This is a genomic window from Leifsonia sp. McL0607 (assembly GCF_049993355.1).
Lineage (GTDB): Bacteria > Actinomycetota > Actinomycetes > Actinomycetales > Microbacteriaceae > Leifsonia.
In genome coordinates this window covers 2,388,161-2,404,570 of sequence record NZ_CP188253.1, presented here as the reverse complement: position 1 = coordinate 2,404,570, position 16,410 = coordinate 2,388,161, and the positions used below count along the sequence as shown (strand labels likewise).

At 71.1% G+C, this 16,410-nt stretch carries 10 protein-coding genes; 4 read left to right on the top strand and 6 right to left on the bottom strand.

Going from position 1 to position 16,410, the window contains the following annotated elements; translation table 11 throughout:
- Window positions 1-32: 32 nt before the first annotated feature.
- The 5 genes from ACPPVW_RS11535 to ACPPVW_RS11515 all read right to left on the bottom strand — a co-directional run bounded on the left by ACPPVW_RS11535 (window position 33) and on the right by ACPPVW_RS11515 (window position 7,567).
- Window positions 33-1,463 carry a DUF5719 family protein gene (locus ACPPVW_RS11535; protein ID WP_426623263.1) on the bottom strand — a complete coding sequence of 477 codons (1,431 nt, stop codon included), beginning with the start codon at window positions 1,461-1,463 and terminating at the stop codon, window positions 33-35.
- Window positions 1,456-4,743, bottom strand: a complete 3,288-nt coding sequence (locus tag ACPPVW_RS11530; RefSeq protein ID WP_426623262.1) for a glycosyltransferase family 2 protein — start codon at window positions 4,741-4,743, stop codon at window positions 1,456-1,458. The genes ACPPVW_RS11535 and ACPPVW_RS11530 overlap by 8 nt, the downstream gene beginning before the upstream one ends.
- A gap of 71 nt (window positions 4,744-4,814) precedes the next feature.
- Entirely contained in the window at window positions 4,815-5,135 is a 321-nt protein-coding gene (locus tag ACPPVW_RS11525; RefSeq protein ID WP_426626291.1) for a WhiB family transcriptional regulator, read from the bottom strand.
- Between the two features lie 185 nt (window positions 5,136-5,320).
- Entirely contained in the window at window positions 5,321-6,283 is a 963-nt protein-coding gene (galE, locus tag ACPPVW_RS11520; RefSeq protein ID WP_426623261.1) for a UDP-glucose 4-epimerase GalE, read from the bottom strand.
- 105 nt (window positions 6,284-6,388) lie between these two features.
- A complete protein-coding gene (locus ACPPVW_RS11515) occupies window positions 6,389-7,567 on the bottom strand; it encodes an acyl-CoA dehydrogenase family protein (RefSeq protein ID WP_426623260.1) in 1,179 nt (392 codons plus the stop codon).
- 112 nt (window positions 7,568-7,679) lie between these two features.
- Here ACPPVW_RS11515 and manA point away from each other — a divergent pair, with 112 nt between their 5' ends.
- From manA to ACPPVW_RS11500, 3 genes are read left to right on the top strand one after another with little or no spacing between them, the layout of a single operon-like run.
- On the top strand, window positions 7,680-8,837 hold the full coding sequence (manA, locus tag ACPPVW_RS11510; RefSeq protein WP_426623259.1) for a mannose-6-phosphate isomerase, class I: 1,158 nt from the start codon (window positions 7,680-7,682) through the stop codon (window positions 8,835-8,837).
- Window positions 8,834-10,201 (top strand): O-antigen ligase family protein, encoded by a 1,368-nt coding sequence (locus ACPPVW_RS11505; protein WP_426623258.1) that lies wholly within the window; start codon window positions 8,834-8,836, stop codon window positions 10,199-10,201. Before manA ends, ACPPVW_RS11505 begins: the two co-directional genes overlap by 4 nt.
- Window positions 10,202-10,211: 10 nt before the next feature.
- Entirely contained in the window at window positions 10,212-11,501 is a 1,290-nt protein-coding gene (locus ACPPVW_RS11500) for an O-antigen ligase family protein (RefSeq protein WP_426623257.1), read from the top strand.
- An 18-nt stretch (window positions 11,502-11,519) separates the two neighbouring features.
- On the opposite strand, the gene ACPPVW_RS11495 is transcribed toward ACPPVW_RS11500, so the two are convergent.
- Entirely contained in the window at window positions 11,520-13,580 is a 2,061-nt protein-coding gene (locus tag ACPPVW_RS11495) for an FG-GAP-like repeat-containing protein (protein ID WP_426623256.1), read from the bottom strand.
- 367 nt (window positions 13,581-13,947) lie between these two features.
- Here ACPPVW_RS11495 and ACPPVW_RS11490 point away from each other — a divergent pair, with 367 nt between their 5' ends.
- Entirely contained in the window at window positions 13,948-16,404 is a 2,457-nt protein-coding gene (locus ACPPVW_RS11490; RefSeq protein ID WP_426623255.1) for a GH25 family lysozyme, read from the top strand.
- The last annotated feature ends 6 nt before the right edge of the window (window positions 16,405-16,410 follow it).

Below are 16,410 nucleotides of genomic sequence, written 5' to 3'. Positions count from 1 at the left end.
GAGCCGATCCGCTCGGCGCCGGGGTGCCTCGATCAGTGCGGGTAGACCTCTATCGGCGCGGCGAGCGGACCGGCGGGCGACACGGCGAAGCTGCTCGCCTGGCCATCTCCGCCCACGCTCACACTGACCTCCAGCCCGTGAGCGCCGGTGAGCGTGTAGCGGCCGCTCGGCACAGCCACGTTCGCACCACCCTCGGCGGGGACCGTGAGGGAGGTCGCCTTGCCCGTCGAAGGCTGGATCGTCACCTTCGCATCGGAAGCGCCCGCGTTGGCGAAGTGCAGCAGCGGCTTCGGCCCGGGCGGCACGGCCACGAGCTGCGAGTCGCCGATCGTCGGCGCCGACACGAACCACGAGAAGTCGCGCGTCTTCGTCCCGATGACGGACGTGCGCACCGCGGCGACCACCGGGACGTCCGAGCGGACCGTCACGGTGAAGTTGCCGTCTTTGAGGTTGTCGAGCGGGATCTCGGCGACGTTGCCCGCCTTCACCGTCTGCGCATAGGAGTTGCCCGCGTTGGTCCCGGCCTCCCCGACGGCGCCGATGGTGACTTTGGCGTCGTGGTCGCCGGGCACCAGGAGGCGCACCGTCGGGAAGTCGACGCCGACGCTCTCGGCGGACTGCGCCGCTGTGATGGCGGCGAGGGAGGCGATCGTCACGCCGGCGATCGTCTGCACGCGGTCGGGAGATCCCGTCGCGCCGGCCAGCTCGACGCCGCGCGGCTGGATGCCCTGCTCGAAACTCTGCTGCATGGTGGCGATCACCTGTCCGCCCGTCGTGGTGACGTGCACGACCGGCGCCGTCGCCGATGGGGCGAGGCCGGCCAAGGGCACGACCTTCTGAGCGCCGGCCGGCACCACGATTCCGGTGGCTCCCGGAGCGCTGACGTGTCCGGTCTCCGTGTAGATGTCGAGGTTGACCGTGGCCTCGACGGAGGTCGGGTTCGCCAGCAGGACGATGCTCGTCTGGCCGAGGGTGGTGGCGCCGGCGACCAGCCAGCTGTCGGCCGACGGCTCCGCGCAGGCGGCCGCGGCCAGCCCGGCCAGATCGTCGGTCTGCGCGTTCTGCACTTGCGCGCCCGCGAACAGCGGAGGAGTCGTCGCGCCCTGCGGCGTCGTGGCTGTCAGCGCGACAGGAGCCTGGTCCGACGAGGTGGTGTCCGCGTCCGGCTTGAGGGTGCGCGACGTGGTGTCGGCTCCGGAGGCGCCGTACACCGTGGAGAATGCGCCGATCGCGCTCGGCCGCGTGGCCTGCCCGGCGTCGGCGGCGAGGGCGAGCAGCGGGCCGGGGCACACGCGCTGCTGATCGGCCGGCACCGGGCGGACGGTCTGCGATGGAGCGTCGATGGCGAAGCCGGAGAGCGGGAGCAGGGTCGCGCCCGCGATGACGACGGCCGCGATCCCGACGCCGACGACTCCGCCGATCACGCGGGCGCTACCCTGTGCCAGGGCTCGACGGTCAGCCACGATCGCTCCCCCCGGTCGACGGGCGCGGTCGGATGATGGTCTCATCGAGGCCGTCCTCCAGGGTCGCCGGCGCCCCGACAGGCGCGGGCACGGAATCGAGGTCACGTTCGGGCTTCTGGTCGGGCTCCGGCTCTGGCGCCGGTTCGGGTTCGACCGACGGCTCCGGCGCCGGTTGGGGCTCCGGCGCCGGTTCGGGCTCCGGCTCGACCGCCGGCTCGGGCTCGGGCTCGGGCTCGGGTTCCGGCTCCGTCGCGGCCGGGCTCACGTCGCCGTCCTCGTACGACTCGACGGCCGCCTCCTCGTCGGGCTCCGCCTCCCAGTCGTCGAGGCTCTCCTCCGCGATCGACGCGTCGCCGTCCGACGGCCGGTCCGGCTCATCGTCCGGCTCGTCGTCCGGCTCGACCGCAGGAGGCTCGCCGCCGTGGCGACGCTCCGGCCGGCGCGCGTTCAGCTCCGACACCCGGTCGGCCGAGCGCGTGGTCGGGATGGCCAGCAGCAGGGTGAAGCCGACGATCACGCCCTGCACGAGCAGCACGAGCAGCCTCCAGACGCCGCCCGCGTCCTGCGGGATCTGTGCCGCGGGAGGCACGACGGTCGTGCCGCGGTCGAACGCCCAGAGCGACCCGGTGGTCGTCTGGCCGACGGAGACCAGGAGCGGGTTGGCGTCCATGGCGATTCCCGCGCGGGTCCTGGTCGCCTCGGCCGCCGTGGTCTCCGGCTGCGTGCCGGCCTGCTTCTCGTTCAGCTCGGTCGCCGGCGGCGTAAGCAGCACGAAGTCGAGCCCGAGCCGTTTCAGCTCACCGGATGCGTCGTACCCGCTGCGCGACGACAGGTTGCCCGCCAGGGTGGCGAGCTCCCGCTGTCCGGAGGTGAGCGAGCGCGAGGTCGAACTCAGCGTGGTCTGGGCGTCGAGCGTCTGCCCGGAACCCCGGATGATCTCCGCCTCGATGCCGCCGTCGGGCTGCGGGGTGATGCGCAGGGTCCCCGTGCGGGGCTGGGCGGCCGCCTTCGCCATCACGACCGCGGGCATCGTCTGTCCGGCGGAGGCGCTGACGGCAGCCCGGCCGTCGAGGGTGGCGACGGCCGACGGGACCGCGGCGATCGCCAGCGTCATCATGGCGACCCAGGCGGGGGCGAGAGCACCGCGCCGCAACGCGGACAGAGCGAGCACCGCCGCCCCGATCAGCCCGATCCAGTAGAGGCTCAGCGCGCTGCCCGGCCAGATCGGCGCGACCGTGGAGCCGCTCACTGCGACCTCCACGTGCACCGCGGCGACGGCGGTCAGGAATCCCGCGAGGGCGACGAGCAGCGCGACGACGGCCCGCACGGTCCCGCGGAGGAACAGCGCGAGAATCGCCAGAACGCCCAGCGGCGCGAGCAGGATCGGCACCAGGATGTTGCCGGCTCCCGTGCCGAACGACGGCGACGCGGCGATGGCGTGCCAGCCGCCGAGCGTGCCGTCGGGGAAGCCGAGTGCGAGCTGCCAGGCGGGCGTGTGCCGAGTGTCGAGCACGACCCCGGGGTCGGCGAAGATCGACAGCCAGGCTCCGCGACTCGCCTGCTGCCAGACGAGCGGCGCGAACAGCACGACAGCGGGCAGCGGGATGAAGACGATGCGCGCGATGCGACTCCCGGCGAACACGATGGCCGCGACCCACGCGACGACGAGCGCGGGGATGAGCACGGGGGCGCAGGCCACGGTCGCGGCGGCCAGCAGCGCGGTCGTCGCGCTCGCGGTCCACGAGCGGCGTGCGGCGAGGCCGGCGAAGAACAGCCACGGGAGCAGGATGTGGGCGAGGACGGCGCCGGGACGACCGCCCTGCAGTGCGATGAACAGTGTCGGAGCGAGCGCGTAGGCGATGCCCGCGAAAGCCCGGAGCGTCGGACGCACGGTGAGGCGGGCCGCCGCGAGCCACGCGCCGAGCGCCGCCAGCGGGAGGGCGAGCACCCACACACCGATGAGGGAGGCGCTGGGCTGCCAGAAGGTCAGTGTGCCGAGCACCGCGAGGACCGCCGAGAACGGGTCGGCCGCTCCCACGAAGCCGAGGTTGATGTCGCGCCAGCCGTAGCCGAGGTTCGCCCAGAGCTGACCGACGGAGGCGTTGAGCGGCAGCATCCCTCCGCCGGTGATGGCGGTGGAGGACGCGAGCGGATAGAACAGCGCGACGCCGATGGCCAGCGTCGCCAGGACTGTCCAGCCGCCGCCCGTCCCCCAGAAGTCGAGGTCCTGGCGCTCTCCCTGCTGACGCACGAGCGCGGCCTCCCGCTTGAGCGCCCTGATGCGCCGCACGTCGGCGAACGGGATGCGCAGCGGCGCGATCGCCGCCCACGTCACCGTCTTCGCCTTCGCGAGCCGCCTGCGCGCGTTGCTGATCACGAGCCCGGAGAACGCGACGCGGAACGCGGCGGCCAGCTCGCCGCCGACCGAGCCGGGCTCCTTGCGCAGCAGGCGCAGGATCGAGCGGAGGATCGCGAGCGGCACGAGAGTCAGCCAGTGCGGCACGACCGCCCAGCCCGGAGCGTACGCCATGCGCCGGTGGAGCTGCGCACGCCGCCGCTCCCCCGCGAGCTTGCGGCGCACCGACCACTTGCGCGACAGGTTGGGGCCGGCGAGACCGTCGCCGCCCACGGCGACGCGGGCCTGTGCGACCAGGGTGACCCGGTAGCCGGCGAGGCGCGCCCTGGTGGAGAAGTCGAGACCGTCGTCGACGGTCGGAAGCGCGGGGTCGAACCCGTCGAGGGCCTCCCAGACCGGCAGACGCACGAGCATGCCGGCCGACGACACGGCGAGCACATCGCTCAGGCCGTCGTGCTGCGCCTGGTCGAGCTCGTTCTCGACCACAGGCAGCGAGGCGCCGAACGGGGTCATCGTCTCGCCGAACTCGCGGATGAAGGCGGCATCGTCGGCGTCGACCAGCTTCGGTCCGACCACGGCGACGGAGGGCGACACCTCGAGGGCGCCGATGAGGGCCCGAAGAGCCTCGGGCTCCGGGGCCGTGTCGTGGGCGAGCAGCCAGAGCAGCTCTTCGGACGACGACGTGGGAGGGAGGACGCGGACCGCGCTCGAGACGGCGGAGCCGAACGGGAGCTTCTCGCCGCTGCGGAGGAGGTGGGTGGGATTCGCGTCGGCGAGTAGGCGCGCGGCGTCGTCCGTGCCCGCGCAGTCGACGGCGATCACGGCGTCCGGCTGGCGGGTCTGCGCCGCGATGGCGTCGAGAGTGCGCTGCAGGCTGGGACCGCCGCTGTGGGCGACGACGATGGCGGTGACTCTCGGATACATCGGGAGTCAGCCTAAGTTGGGGCTGCGCCGATCCCGGTAGTGCGTCGGGCGCGGCGCGTATTCGACCCGGATCAGCCGGCGCGCTTGCGGAGCTTGCGACGCTCGCGCTCCGATAGCCCGCCCCAGATGCCGAAACGCTCGTCGTTCGAGAGCGCGTATTCGAGGCACTGGGAACGGACTTCGCACGAGGTGCAGATCCGCTTCGCGTCACGCGTCGAGCCGCCCTTTTCGGGGAAGAACGCCTCGGGATCCGTCTGCGCGCACAGGGCGTCGGACTGCCAGGCGAGAGGATTGTCGTCGTCGACACCCGCCCGGACTCCCGGAACCCCGAGTCGCACCGGATCGATGAACCAGTCGTCGGGTACCCCAGAACGATATTCAGGAATTGCCATATCGGTCTCCCCACCCTTTAACTGCCTGCGACACGTTTGTCGTGTCGCAATAATTACACCGTTGTCATTCGCTTCCGTCAAGTCGCGAATCGTAAAGCCTTAACGCCTGGTCGAGACTTCACGACGCGCCGACGAACGACAATGATCGCGACACGCCCGACCTGTCTCCGCCGTCGAGGCGGGATTCAGGGGGCCAGCTGCCGTGCTTCCCAGGCGCTGCCTACCATGTCGGCGAGAGTGTGGCGCATCTTCCAGCCGAGATCGCGGGCTGCGAGCTCGCCCGAGGCAACGATCCTCGCCGGATCACCCGGCCGTCGAGGCCCCACTTCCGGGGTGAAGGCGATTCCGGTCACGGAGGCCACGGTGGACATGATCTCGCCGACGCTCACGCCGTCGCCGCTGCCGAGGTTGTACACGGCCTCCACCGGCTCGCCTGCATCCAGGCGCTTGGCCGCCACCACGTGCGAGAAGGCCAGGTCGGCGACGTGGATGTAGTCGCGCACGCAGGTGCCGTCCGGCGTCGGATAGTCGTCGCCGTTGATCCGCGGAGTGCGACCGGCGACGAGCGCGTCGAACACCAGCGGGAAGAGGTTGTGCGGGCTGGTGTCGCGCAGTGACGGATCGCCGGAGCCGACCACGTTGAAGTAGCGCAGCGAGGTGTGGCGCAGGCCCACGGCGACGCCCTGGTCGCGCAGCAGCCACTCCCCGATCAGCTTCGACTCGCCGTACGGCGACTCCGGGCTCTTCGGCGTCGCCTCCGTGACGGTCTCGACGTCGGGCGTTCCGTACACCGCTGCTGACGATGAGAAGACGATCGCGTCGACGCCCGCCTCCTGCATCACCGCGAGCAGCACGGCGGTCCCGGTCACGTTCTGTTCGTAGGTGTGCAGCGGGCGCCGCACCGAGACGCCGGCGTACTTGAAACCGGCGACGTGGACGACGCCGCTGATCCTGTACTCGCGGAAGATCCGCTCGAGCAGATCGCCGTCGAGGAGCGTCCCGCGGTAGAACGGCACCTCGGACGGGACGAACTCCTCGTGGCCGCTGGACAGATCGTCGACGACGACCACGTCGACGCCCTCGGCGCGGAACGCCCGCACGACATGGGAGCCGATGTATCCGGCGCCTCCGGTCACCAACCACGCCACGGCGTCCTCCAAACGAAAGTCAGGGGTGAGTCAGAGAGAACCTTATCGTTCGGAGGAGGCCGTCAGCTGACCGACATCTCGTTCGGCGTCGTCGGCGTCGGCCGCTCAGACGAACGCGGCCTCGCCGGTGATCGCCCTGCCGACGATGAGCGTGTTCATCTCGCGCGTGCCCTCGTACGAGTAGAGGGCTTCCGCGTCGGCGAAGAAGCGGGCGACGTCGTAGTCGATCACGATGCCGTTGCCGCCCATGAGCTCCCGGCACCGGGCCACGGTCTCGCGCATCCGGGCCGTCGCGAACGCCTTGGCGAGAGCCGAGTGCTCGTCGCGCTGCTCGTCGTCGTCGAGCATCTGCGTGACCCGCGTGCACAGCGCGATGGAGGCCGTGATGTCGCCGATCGACTTCACCAGGAGGTCCTGGATGAGCTGGTGCTTGGCGATCGGCTTGCCGAACTGCACGCGCTCCTTCGCGTACCGCAGGGCCGCCTCGTAGGCGCCGACCGCGACGCCGACGGCGGCCCAGGCCACCTCCGCGCGCGTCAGCCGCAGCACGGCGGCCGTGTCGCGGAAGCTGTTCGCGTTCTGCAAGCGCAGCGACTCGGGCACCCGCACGTTCTCGAGGGTGATGTCGGCATTCTGGACGATTCGCAGCGACTGCTTGCCCTCGATCTTCGTCGCGGTGTATCCGGGCGTGCTGGTCGGCACGATGAAGCCCTTCACCTGACCGTCCTCAGCGCTCTTCGCCCAGATCACGGTGATGTCGCTGAACGTCGCGTTTCCGATCCAGCGCTTGGAGCCGTTGAGGATCCAGTCGTCGCCGTCGCGGGTCGCGACGGTGCGCAGGCCCTGCGCCGAGTCGGATCCCGAGTCGGGCTCGGTGAGACCGAACGCCCCGAGCACCTCCCCGCTCGCCAGCTTGGGCAGCCACTGCGCGCGCTGCTCGGCCGAGCCGCAGACGCCGATGGCGCCGAGCGCGAGGCCGTTCTGCACGCCGACGTAGGTGCTGACGGACCCGTCGACACGGGCGAGCTCGAGCGCCACCCAGCCGCGGAAGACCGCCGAGTTCTCGAACGGGGCGGTCTCGGCGAAGCCCAGGCCGATCGCCCCTGCACCGTGCAGCACGTCGATGATCTGGTGCGGGAACTCGCCCCGCTCCCAGTACTCGTTGACGATCGGCTTGATCTCGCTCTCCAGGCGCGAGCGCAGGTTCGCGAGGAACTCCTTCTCGCGCTCGGTGAGGAGGTTCTCGAAGCCGTAGAAGTCGCTGGCGAGGGTCTCGAAGGCCATGTGTGCTCCATTGCGTCCAGTTGTGCAGAGGCGTCGTCAGCCTAGGGAACGGTCAGGAGCGCGGCAAAGCGATTGGTACTTTGGTCTAACCGGATCGAAGGGACGACATCGGATGTTTGTGCGGATCAGCAACACCCCGCGCGATTACGCGTGGGGATCCACCACGGCGATCGCCGGCCTCCTCGGCACGACGCCAAGCGGCGCGCCCGAGGCAGAACTGTGGCTGGGCGCGCACCCCGGCTCCCCGGCCCGGATCCTCGACTCCACCGAGACCGACGGCGCGGCAGACCTGGCGCACTGGGCGCAGACCGCCGGGAAGCTGCCGTATCTGCTCAAGGTGCTCGCGGCTGCGCACCCGCTCTCGCTGCAGGCGCATCCGTCGGCTGAGCAGGCACGCGCCGGATTCGAGCGCGAGAACGCGCAGGGCCTCGCCCCTGACTCGCCCGAGCGCAACTACAAGGACCCGTTCCACAAGCCGGAGATGATCTTCGCCCTCTCCGACCCGTTCGACGCGCTGTGCGGCTTCCGCGAGCCGGCAGACAGCCGTGCCGCGCTGGAGCAGCTCGCCGGCGACGCCCCGGCGGTCGCGGCGTTCGCCGCGACCCTCGAGGGCGAGCCGTCCGGCGCGCTGCGCCGGGCGACCGAGTGGCTGCTCGGCGGCGCCCCCGAGGTCGCCGACGTGGTCGACGCGGTGGTCGCCGCAGCTCAGGAGGCCGACGGGGTCGACGCCGACACGGTCCGGATGCTGGCTGCGGCCTTCCCCGGCGACCCCGGCATCGTGCTCGCCCTGCTCCTCAACCGGGTCGCGCTGCGCCCCGGCGACGCCCTGTATCTGCCGGCCGGCAACATCCACGCCTATCTGCGCGGGCTCGGCATCGAGCTGATGGCGGCCTCCGACAACGTGCTGCGCGGCGGCCTCACACCCAAGCGGATCGACGTGCCGGAGCTGGTGCGCATCCTCGACTTCGCGCCGTTCGCCGTCACGCCGATGGTGCCCGAGCGGCCGGCGCCCGGCGTCGAACAGTTCGTCCCCGACATCCCCGACTTCCGGCTCACCCGCATCGAGGTGGGCGGCGACGTGCCGTCGGCCTCCGTCGAACTGTCCGACACGGCGATCGTCCTCTGCACGGCGGGCGACGTGGAGCTCGAGGGCGCGACGGAGGCGCTGCGCCTCGAGCGCGGGGAGGCGGCCGTGGTGACAGTCGACGAGCGCAGGCTCTCGGTCGTCGGCGGTGCCGGGACCCTCTTCCTCGCGGCGGCGAACCGGTGAGCTATTCTGTGGGGGCGAGCAGCCCGAGGCCTGAGCCGTCCAGCGGCCCGTCGCTGAGCGACCGGATCCGCACCGCGCGCGGGGCCTCGGGGACCGGCGCCTCGGTGTTCGCCGTCCTCGTTCTCTTCACGCTCTTCGCCGGGGACTTCTGGCGCAACCTCATCAGCTGGCCGGGCTACTTCGTGCTCGCCGCCCTGCTGGCCGCAGGCACCATCGTCTTCCTCGTCCGCACGCGACAGGCGTTCCGGTGGCGGAAGATGCCGAAGACCTTGGTGCTCTTCCTGGCGCTGGCGATCGTCTCTCTGGCCTGGTCCGCTTACCCGGACGCGACCGCGCTCGGGGTCCTCATCCAGCTGGCCACGACGGCGGCCGCGGTGTTCCTGGCGCTGTGCCTGACCTGGCGGGCGCTGCTGACCGCGCTCGGGAACGCGTTCCGCTGGATCCTCGGGCTGTCCCTGCTGTTCGAGCTGATCGTGGCGGTCTTCGTGCGGCACCCGATCCTCCCGCTCACGCCGGCCCAGCCGGTCCCGGCCGGCCACATCCCCGCGCCGTTCTACTGGAGCCGCGACCTGCTGTTCCGCGGGGGCCAGATCCAGGGCATCGTCGGCAACAGCAACCTGCTCGCGATGATCGCTCTGCTGGCCCTCGTCGTGTTCGGCGTCCAGTTGGCAGATCGCACCATCCGCCGCGGCACGGGGATCACCTGGCTCGTCGTCTCGGCGGTGACGTTCGCGCTCACGCGCTCCTCCACCGTCATCGTCGCAACCGTGTTCACCGCGGTGGTCCTCGGCTTCGCGCTCTGGACCCGCCGCGTCGGCCCCGAACGCCGGAGGCCGGTCTATCTGACGGCTGCCGCGCTGGCGATCGTCGTCGTGGTCACCGTCGTGCTCTTCTCCTCGCGCATCCCCGTGCTGCTCGGCAAGAGCGAGGACCTCACCGGTCGGCTCACCATCTGGGACTCGGTCATCCACCTGGCACAGGAGCGGCCGGCGTTCGGCTGGGGCTGGGTCAGCTACTGGGCACCGTGGGTCGAGCCGTTCAAGAACCTCGCCGAACGCGGCGGCGTCGTCTACCTGCAGGCGCACAACGCCTGGCTCGACGTCTGGCTGCAGCTCGGGATCGTCGGCCTGGTGATCTTCGCGCTGCTCGTCGTCAGCACGCTGTGGAGGTCGTGGTTCCAGGCCGTCGACCGCCCGCGGTTCGCCGTCGCCGACGCCGTGCCGTACACGGCACTGACGCTGCTGCCTCTGCTCCTCCTGGCCGCGCTCCTCGCGCAGAGCCTGGCCGAGAGCCGCATCCTCATCGAGGGGGGCTGGACGCTCCTCGTGCTCATCGCCGTGAAGACCAAGCAGTCCGCCCCGTAGGATTCTCTTCATGGCCGAACCGCGTCGAACTCTGGTGCCGCCCGCGGTGACCGAGTTCCTCGGATCGGCGAGGTTCACCTCCACCCTCGCCCTGCTGGCGGTCGTCACCGGGTTCTCGACTCACGCGATGCGCGCCGTGATCGGCTGGCCGGGCCTCATCGGCGTGCTCGCTACGATCGCCGTGCTGGCCGCCCTGTCGTTCATCGCCCAGCGCAAGCTCATCGAATGGCACGGCCTGCTGCCGATCTCCGCACTGCTCTTCGTCGGATGGTGCGCGCTCTCCCTCGCCTGGAGCGACTACCAGTTGGCCACCCTGGCGGGGGTGGTCTACCAGTTGCTGTTCGCGTTCCTCGCTGTCTACATCGCCCTGGTGCGCGACGCGATCCAGATCGTCCGCGTCGTCGGCGACGCCCTCCGCGCACTGCTCACCGTCTCGCTCGCCCTGGAGGTCCTCAGCGGCCTGCTGCTCGACATGCCCATCCGCTTCCTCGGCATCGCGGGGAACATCGCCGCCGGCGGGCCGATCCAGGGGCTGTTCGGCTCCCGCAACCAGCTCAGCATCGTCGCACTCATCGCGTTCGTCACGTTCCTGGTCGAGCTGCGCACGCGCTCGGTGCGCCCGCAGCTGGCGACGTTCTCGATCACGCTCGCGGCGCTCTGCATCCTGCTGGCGCACTCCCCCGTGATCGCGGCCGTGTCGGTGGTCGTCGGGTTCGCCACCCTGGCGCTCTACCTGCTGCGCAAGGTCCCGGCCCACCGGCGCACGATCGTGCAGTGGGCGCTCGCGGCCGTGACCATCGCTGTCCTGGTCGTCGCGTACATCTACCGCACGCGCGTGATCGATCTGCTCAACGCCCGTGCCGACTTCCAGGTGCGCTACAGGCTCTGGATCCAGATCTGGGAGCTCATCCCGATCAACCAGATCGTCGGCTGGGGCTGGGTAGGCGCCTGGCCGACCGACCTCTACCCCTTCAACGCCATCCAGGACGCGACAGGCGTGTACCACGCCGACGGCCTGAACGCCTACCTGGACGTGTACCTCCAGGTCGGCTTCATCGGACTCCTGCTCTTCGTCGCGCTGATCGCGCTGGCGTTCAGCCGCTCCTGGCTGCTGGCGTCGAACCGCCGCAGCGTGGTCTACGCCTGGGCGCCCCTCGTGCTGGTCTCGCTGCTGGTCACCAGCGTCTTCGAGAGTTCGATCCTGATCGAGTCCGGGTGGATGCTGCTGGTGATCTGCACGGTCAAGGCGTCACAGGGCATGAGCTGGCGACTGCGGCTCCCGCACCGCGACAGCGCCTGATCGTCGGCGCCCGGCCGGTCAGCCGATCCAGGACATGATGTTCCACCCGGAGCCGACCGCCCGAGCCACGCCCCAGCCGGAGCGGCCGTTGCCCGAGTAGAGGACGAGCACCCCGTCGGATCGCTGCCCGAGGACGTCGTCGTGGCCATCGCCGTCGACATCGCCGACCGAGACGATCGCCGTCATGACGCTCCAGCCGGTTCCCACGATCGACGGTGCCTTCCATCCGGTGCGGGTGTGCCCGTACAGCCAGAGCCGCCCCGAGCCGTCCCGGGCGAGGACGTCGGACTGTCCGTCGCCGTCGAAGTCGCCGACGCCCAGGACCGCCGTCATGCCGCCCCAGCCCAAGCCGATCGACTGACGGGTGAGCCAGCCGCCGTGGCCGTTGCCGGGATAGAGCCAGAGCGTTCCGGCCGTGTCGATCGCCGCCACGTCGGCGGTGCCGTCGCCGTTGAAGTCGTGCACGGCGATGATCCTGGTCATGCCGCCCCAGCCCGAGCCGACCTGTTTGCGTGGAAGCCATCCACTCGCGCCGTCTCCGGGATAGAGCCACAGCAGCCCGGCGGAGTCGCGCGCGAGGACGTCATTGCGGCCGTCGCCGTCGAAGTCGCCGGGCGAGAGGATCGCGGTCATGCCGTTCCAGCCGGAGCCGACAGGTACGGAGGCGGGCGAGAGCCATCCGCCGGAGCCGTTCCCTCGGTAGAGCAGGAAGGCGCCGGAGGTGTTCCGCGCGAGGACGTCGCTCGAGCCGTCGGAGTTGAAGTCGCCCATCGCCTCCGCGCCGGTGGAGGGCGTCGGGGCGGCGAGTGCGCTCACGCCGTTGGGCGTGCCCAAGCCGGTCGGTCCGTCGTAGCCCGCGCCGGCCGCGCACATCGGCGCCGGGCTGCAGCCCGTGCCGTTCGTGCCGGTGGTGACGTCGAACAGCGCCGAGCGCTTGGCCCAGGGATACGACGCCGGGTAGGTGCCGTCGGCCGGTGTGCCCGCGAGGGCGTACATGCCCGCGATCAGCGGCGACGAGACGCTTGTGCCGCCGAATACCTGCCACGTGGAGGTGTAGGGCGCGGTCAGCGTCGGGCCGAAGCCCGCGACCCCGGTGTTGGGGTCGGCGACGGCGGAGATGTCGGACACGGCCTTGCTCGCGCAGCCGGTGCCGGTCTGCCACGACGGGGCCGGACTGTACGAGCTGCAGCCGCTGCCCGCTCCGCCCCATGCCGACTCCGTCCAGGCCCGCGCGCCAGGCGCCGGGTTGGCGACCGGGGACAGTGAGGTGCCTCCGACCGCGACCACGTACTGCGACGAGGCGGGGAACTGCGTTCCGAAGCCGCCGTCGCCGCTGGAGGCCGTCACCACGACGCCGGGGTGGTCGTAGTAGTGATCGAACCCGCTGAAGTCGCCGGTGTCGGCCGCCCCGTAGGAGTTGGTGACGTACTTGGCGCCGAGTGCCGCTGCGGTCTGGGCGCCCGCGCCGAGATCGGACAGCATGTCGCTGTCCGCCTCGACCAGGACGATCCGGCAGTTCGGGCACGACGCGCTGACCATCTGCAGGTCGATGGAGGTTTCCGGCCCCCACCGGTGGTTCGGGTCGACCTGCGGGTAGGCCGTGCCGCCGCGCTGGTCGACCTTGCGGAAGCAGCCGTTGGCCGTCGTGCAGGGCGGCAGGCCGAACCGCGTGCGGTAGGTCGCGAGGTCGGACTCGGCGGTGGGCAGGTCGAAGGCGTCGATGACGGCGACCGTGGCGCCGACGCCGGCGGTGGCAGCGGTCGTGAGGTTGTAGGCGGAGCGGAGGTCGGACGGCCCGTAGCCGGTCGGCGCGCCCACCGACGGAGAGGCGACGCCCTCGACGACCTCGGCGAAGCAGGCGGCGTGCCCTGGCTTCGGATCGGAGCAGGTGCGCTTGTGGGGATGGCCGGCCAGCTGGGGCGATGCGGTCGCGGTGGCGGGTGGAGCGGAAGGCGACGGGGCCGACGACGAGCCGCCCGGTGACGCACCGTCCGCGGCCGCCGGCTCTGCCGCGACGGCGCCGAGAGCGAGCGTCGCGATCGTGGCGACGAAGATGAACGCAGTGGTGATCCTTCTCACCGTGACCTCCCGAGTTGTCGCGGTCAGAGTAGCAGGCAGACGCAACGGGCCTTCTGCCCCCATTTGCGGGCTGTTCGTGTCGAACACGCGCCGTTCAGGGGGCGCGCCAGACGGGTCGGCCTATACCATCGACGTGCGCGAGCGACCATACCTACCGGGGCCGCCGCGACGCATCCCGAGCGGGGAGGCTTCGATGCAGACCAAAATCCCACCCCTGAATTCAGTCGCGACGGCGGTCGCCGTGGCGGTCCTCGTGACGTGCGCCGGCATCGCCCCGGCGACGGCCGCGACGCCGGCCCCTACCCCGACCCCGTCAGCGACACCAGTCGCGACGTCCGCACCGAGGCCGACAGCGACGGCCACGCCCATGCCCACGGGATCCTCGAACACTGCGACATCCGGAAAGGATCCGGACCTCGCTACCCAGAACAGGGCCCGCAACCACACGATGGGCTCGACGATCCAGCAGAACGACCCGGCCGCGGCGGCGCCGAAGACCGCCAGCCCCAACACGACGGCGTCCCCGAGCGCCGTTCCGCCCGGGCTTCCCGGCCTGGACGTCAGCGGCTGGCAGACGAACATCAACTGGCCCCAGGTCGCGGCGAACGGCGCCAAGTTCGTCTATATCAAGGCGACCGAGTCGACGGACTACGTGAGCAGCCAGTTCGCCAGCCAGTACAGCGGGTCCTACGCGGTCGGTCTCACGCGTGGCGCCTACCACTTCGCCACACCGGACACGAGTTCGGGCGCCGCCCAGGCGAACTACTTCGTCGACAACGGCGGCGGCTGGTCGCAGGACGGGCGCACTCTCCCGCCCCTGCTCGACATCGAGTACAACCCCTACGGCGCCACCTGCTACGGCCTGTCCGCGGCCCAGATGGTGTCGTGGATCGCCGATTTCTCCAACACGGTCTTCAAGCGCACCAGCCGCTACCCCGCCATCTACTCGACTACCGACTGGTGGACGCGCTGCACCGGCAACAGCGCGGCGTTCGGCATCAACCCGCTGTTCATAGCGCGCTATCCCAATAGTGTCTCGGATGGCCCAGGCACCCTCCCGGCCGGCTGGGGCTCGTACACGATGTGGCAGTGGGCGGACGCCGGGATCTTCCCCGGCGACCAGGACGTCTTCAACGGCAGCGTCGCCGCGCTGCAACAGCTCGCCAGCACCGGCCGCGCCATGCCGCAACCGGTCATCGGCGCCGGTGACCTCAATGGCGACGGCAAACCCGACCTCCTGGCCAGGCGGCCGGACGGCACGCTCTGGTTCTACGCGGGCACCGGGTCGAGCGCAGGCGCCGCCACGTACGCGGTCGGGGTCCAGATTGCCTCGGGCTGGGGCATCTACGACGAGATGATCGCCGCGGGCGACGTCAACGGCGACGGCAAGCCCGACATCATCGCCCGCAAGACCAACGGGACCACCGTGTTCTTCCCCGGAACCGGGGTCATCAGCGGCGCCAGCACCGGCTTCGGCACCGCGATCGTCTTGAGCTCGGGCTGGGACGCGTTCACCGACGTCATCGCCGCGGGCGACATCAACGGCGACCACATCGCCGATCTGCTGGGCCGGAAGCCCGACGGCACCCTCTGGCTCTACGCCGGCAATGGCCACGTCGACGGGACGAGCACCGGGTACAACCCGGGGGTGCAGGTGGGCAGCGCGTGGAACCAGTTCTCGCAGGTGCTCGGCATCGGCGACCTCGACAAGGACGGCTGGTCCGACCTGATCGGCTTCCGGCCGGACGGCTCGCTCTGGCTCTACCGGGGATCGGCCTCCGGCATCCAGCCCGGAGTCCGGGTCAGCGCGCCGGGACTGGGCGCCAGCGACCTGCTGATCGCGGCGGGCGATGCCAACGGCGACGGCCGGCCCGACCTGCTCAGCCGGACGTCCGCGGGCGCGCTCCTCTATTACGCAGGCGGGTTGTACGCGCAGCCGGCCTTCGGCAGCCCGCAGACCGTCGGGTCGGGCTGGAGCATCTTCAACCGGGTCATCGGCGCGGGTGATCTCTCCGGCGACGGCGCACCGGACATCGTCTCGACCGACACGGCGGGCAACCTCTGGCTCTACCAGGGCAACGGCTCCAGCGGAGGCGTCAACCGCAGCTACAAGGCGGGCGTGCGGGTCGGCTGGGGCTGGACGAACTTCACGACCATCTTGGGCGGAGTCGACATGAACGGCGACGGCCGCTCCGACCTCGTGGCCGTGCGCAACGACGGCAGCCTGTGGCTGTACCCGGGCACGGGGACGGTGAACGCGGCGGTGCCCTCCACCTTCTCCGGGGGCATCCGCATCGGAGCGTCCGGCTGGGGCGGCTTCACGAAGATCGCCGCGGGCGACTTCAACGGCGACGGGACGACCGACATCCTCGCGACGGCGGCGAACGGCACGTTGTACTTCTATGCGGGAGTCCGCCAGACAGCGTCCGCGACGGCGTGGCTGCAGCCCGGCGTGGTGGTGGGCTCCGGCTGGGACGGGTTCTCGAGCTTCGTCTCGACGGGCGACGCGAACGGCGACGGGAGGGCGGACATCGTCGCCGTCCGGCCGGACGGGACGCTCTGGCTGTACGCAGGCAACGGCAAGACCGGCGCGAGCGGCGCGAGCGGCTTGTCCAACCCCGTGGTCATCGGGTCCGGCTGGACTGTCTTCCGCACCATCACCGGCACCGGCGACACGGCGAGCGGGCGCGGCGGCGACCTGCTCGGGGTGCGACCCGACGGCGCGCTCCTCTACTACCCGGGCAGCGGCACCGCCGCGGTGCCGAACACGCTAGGCTACTCCAGCGCGGTCGTGTCCGGGTCGAGCTGGAACCAGTTCGGCTGAGCCTGG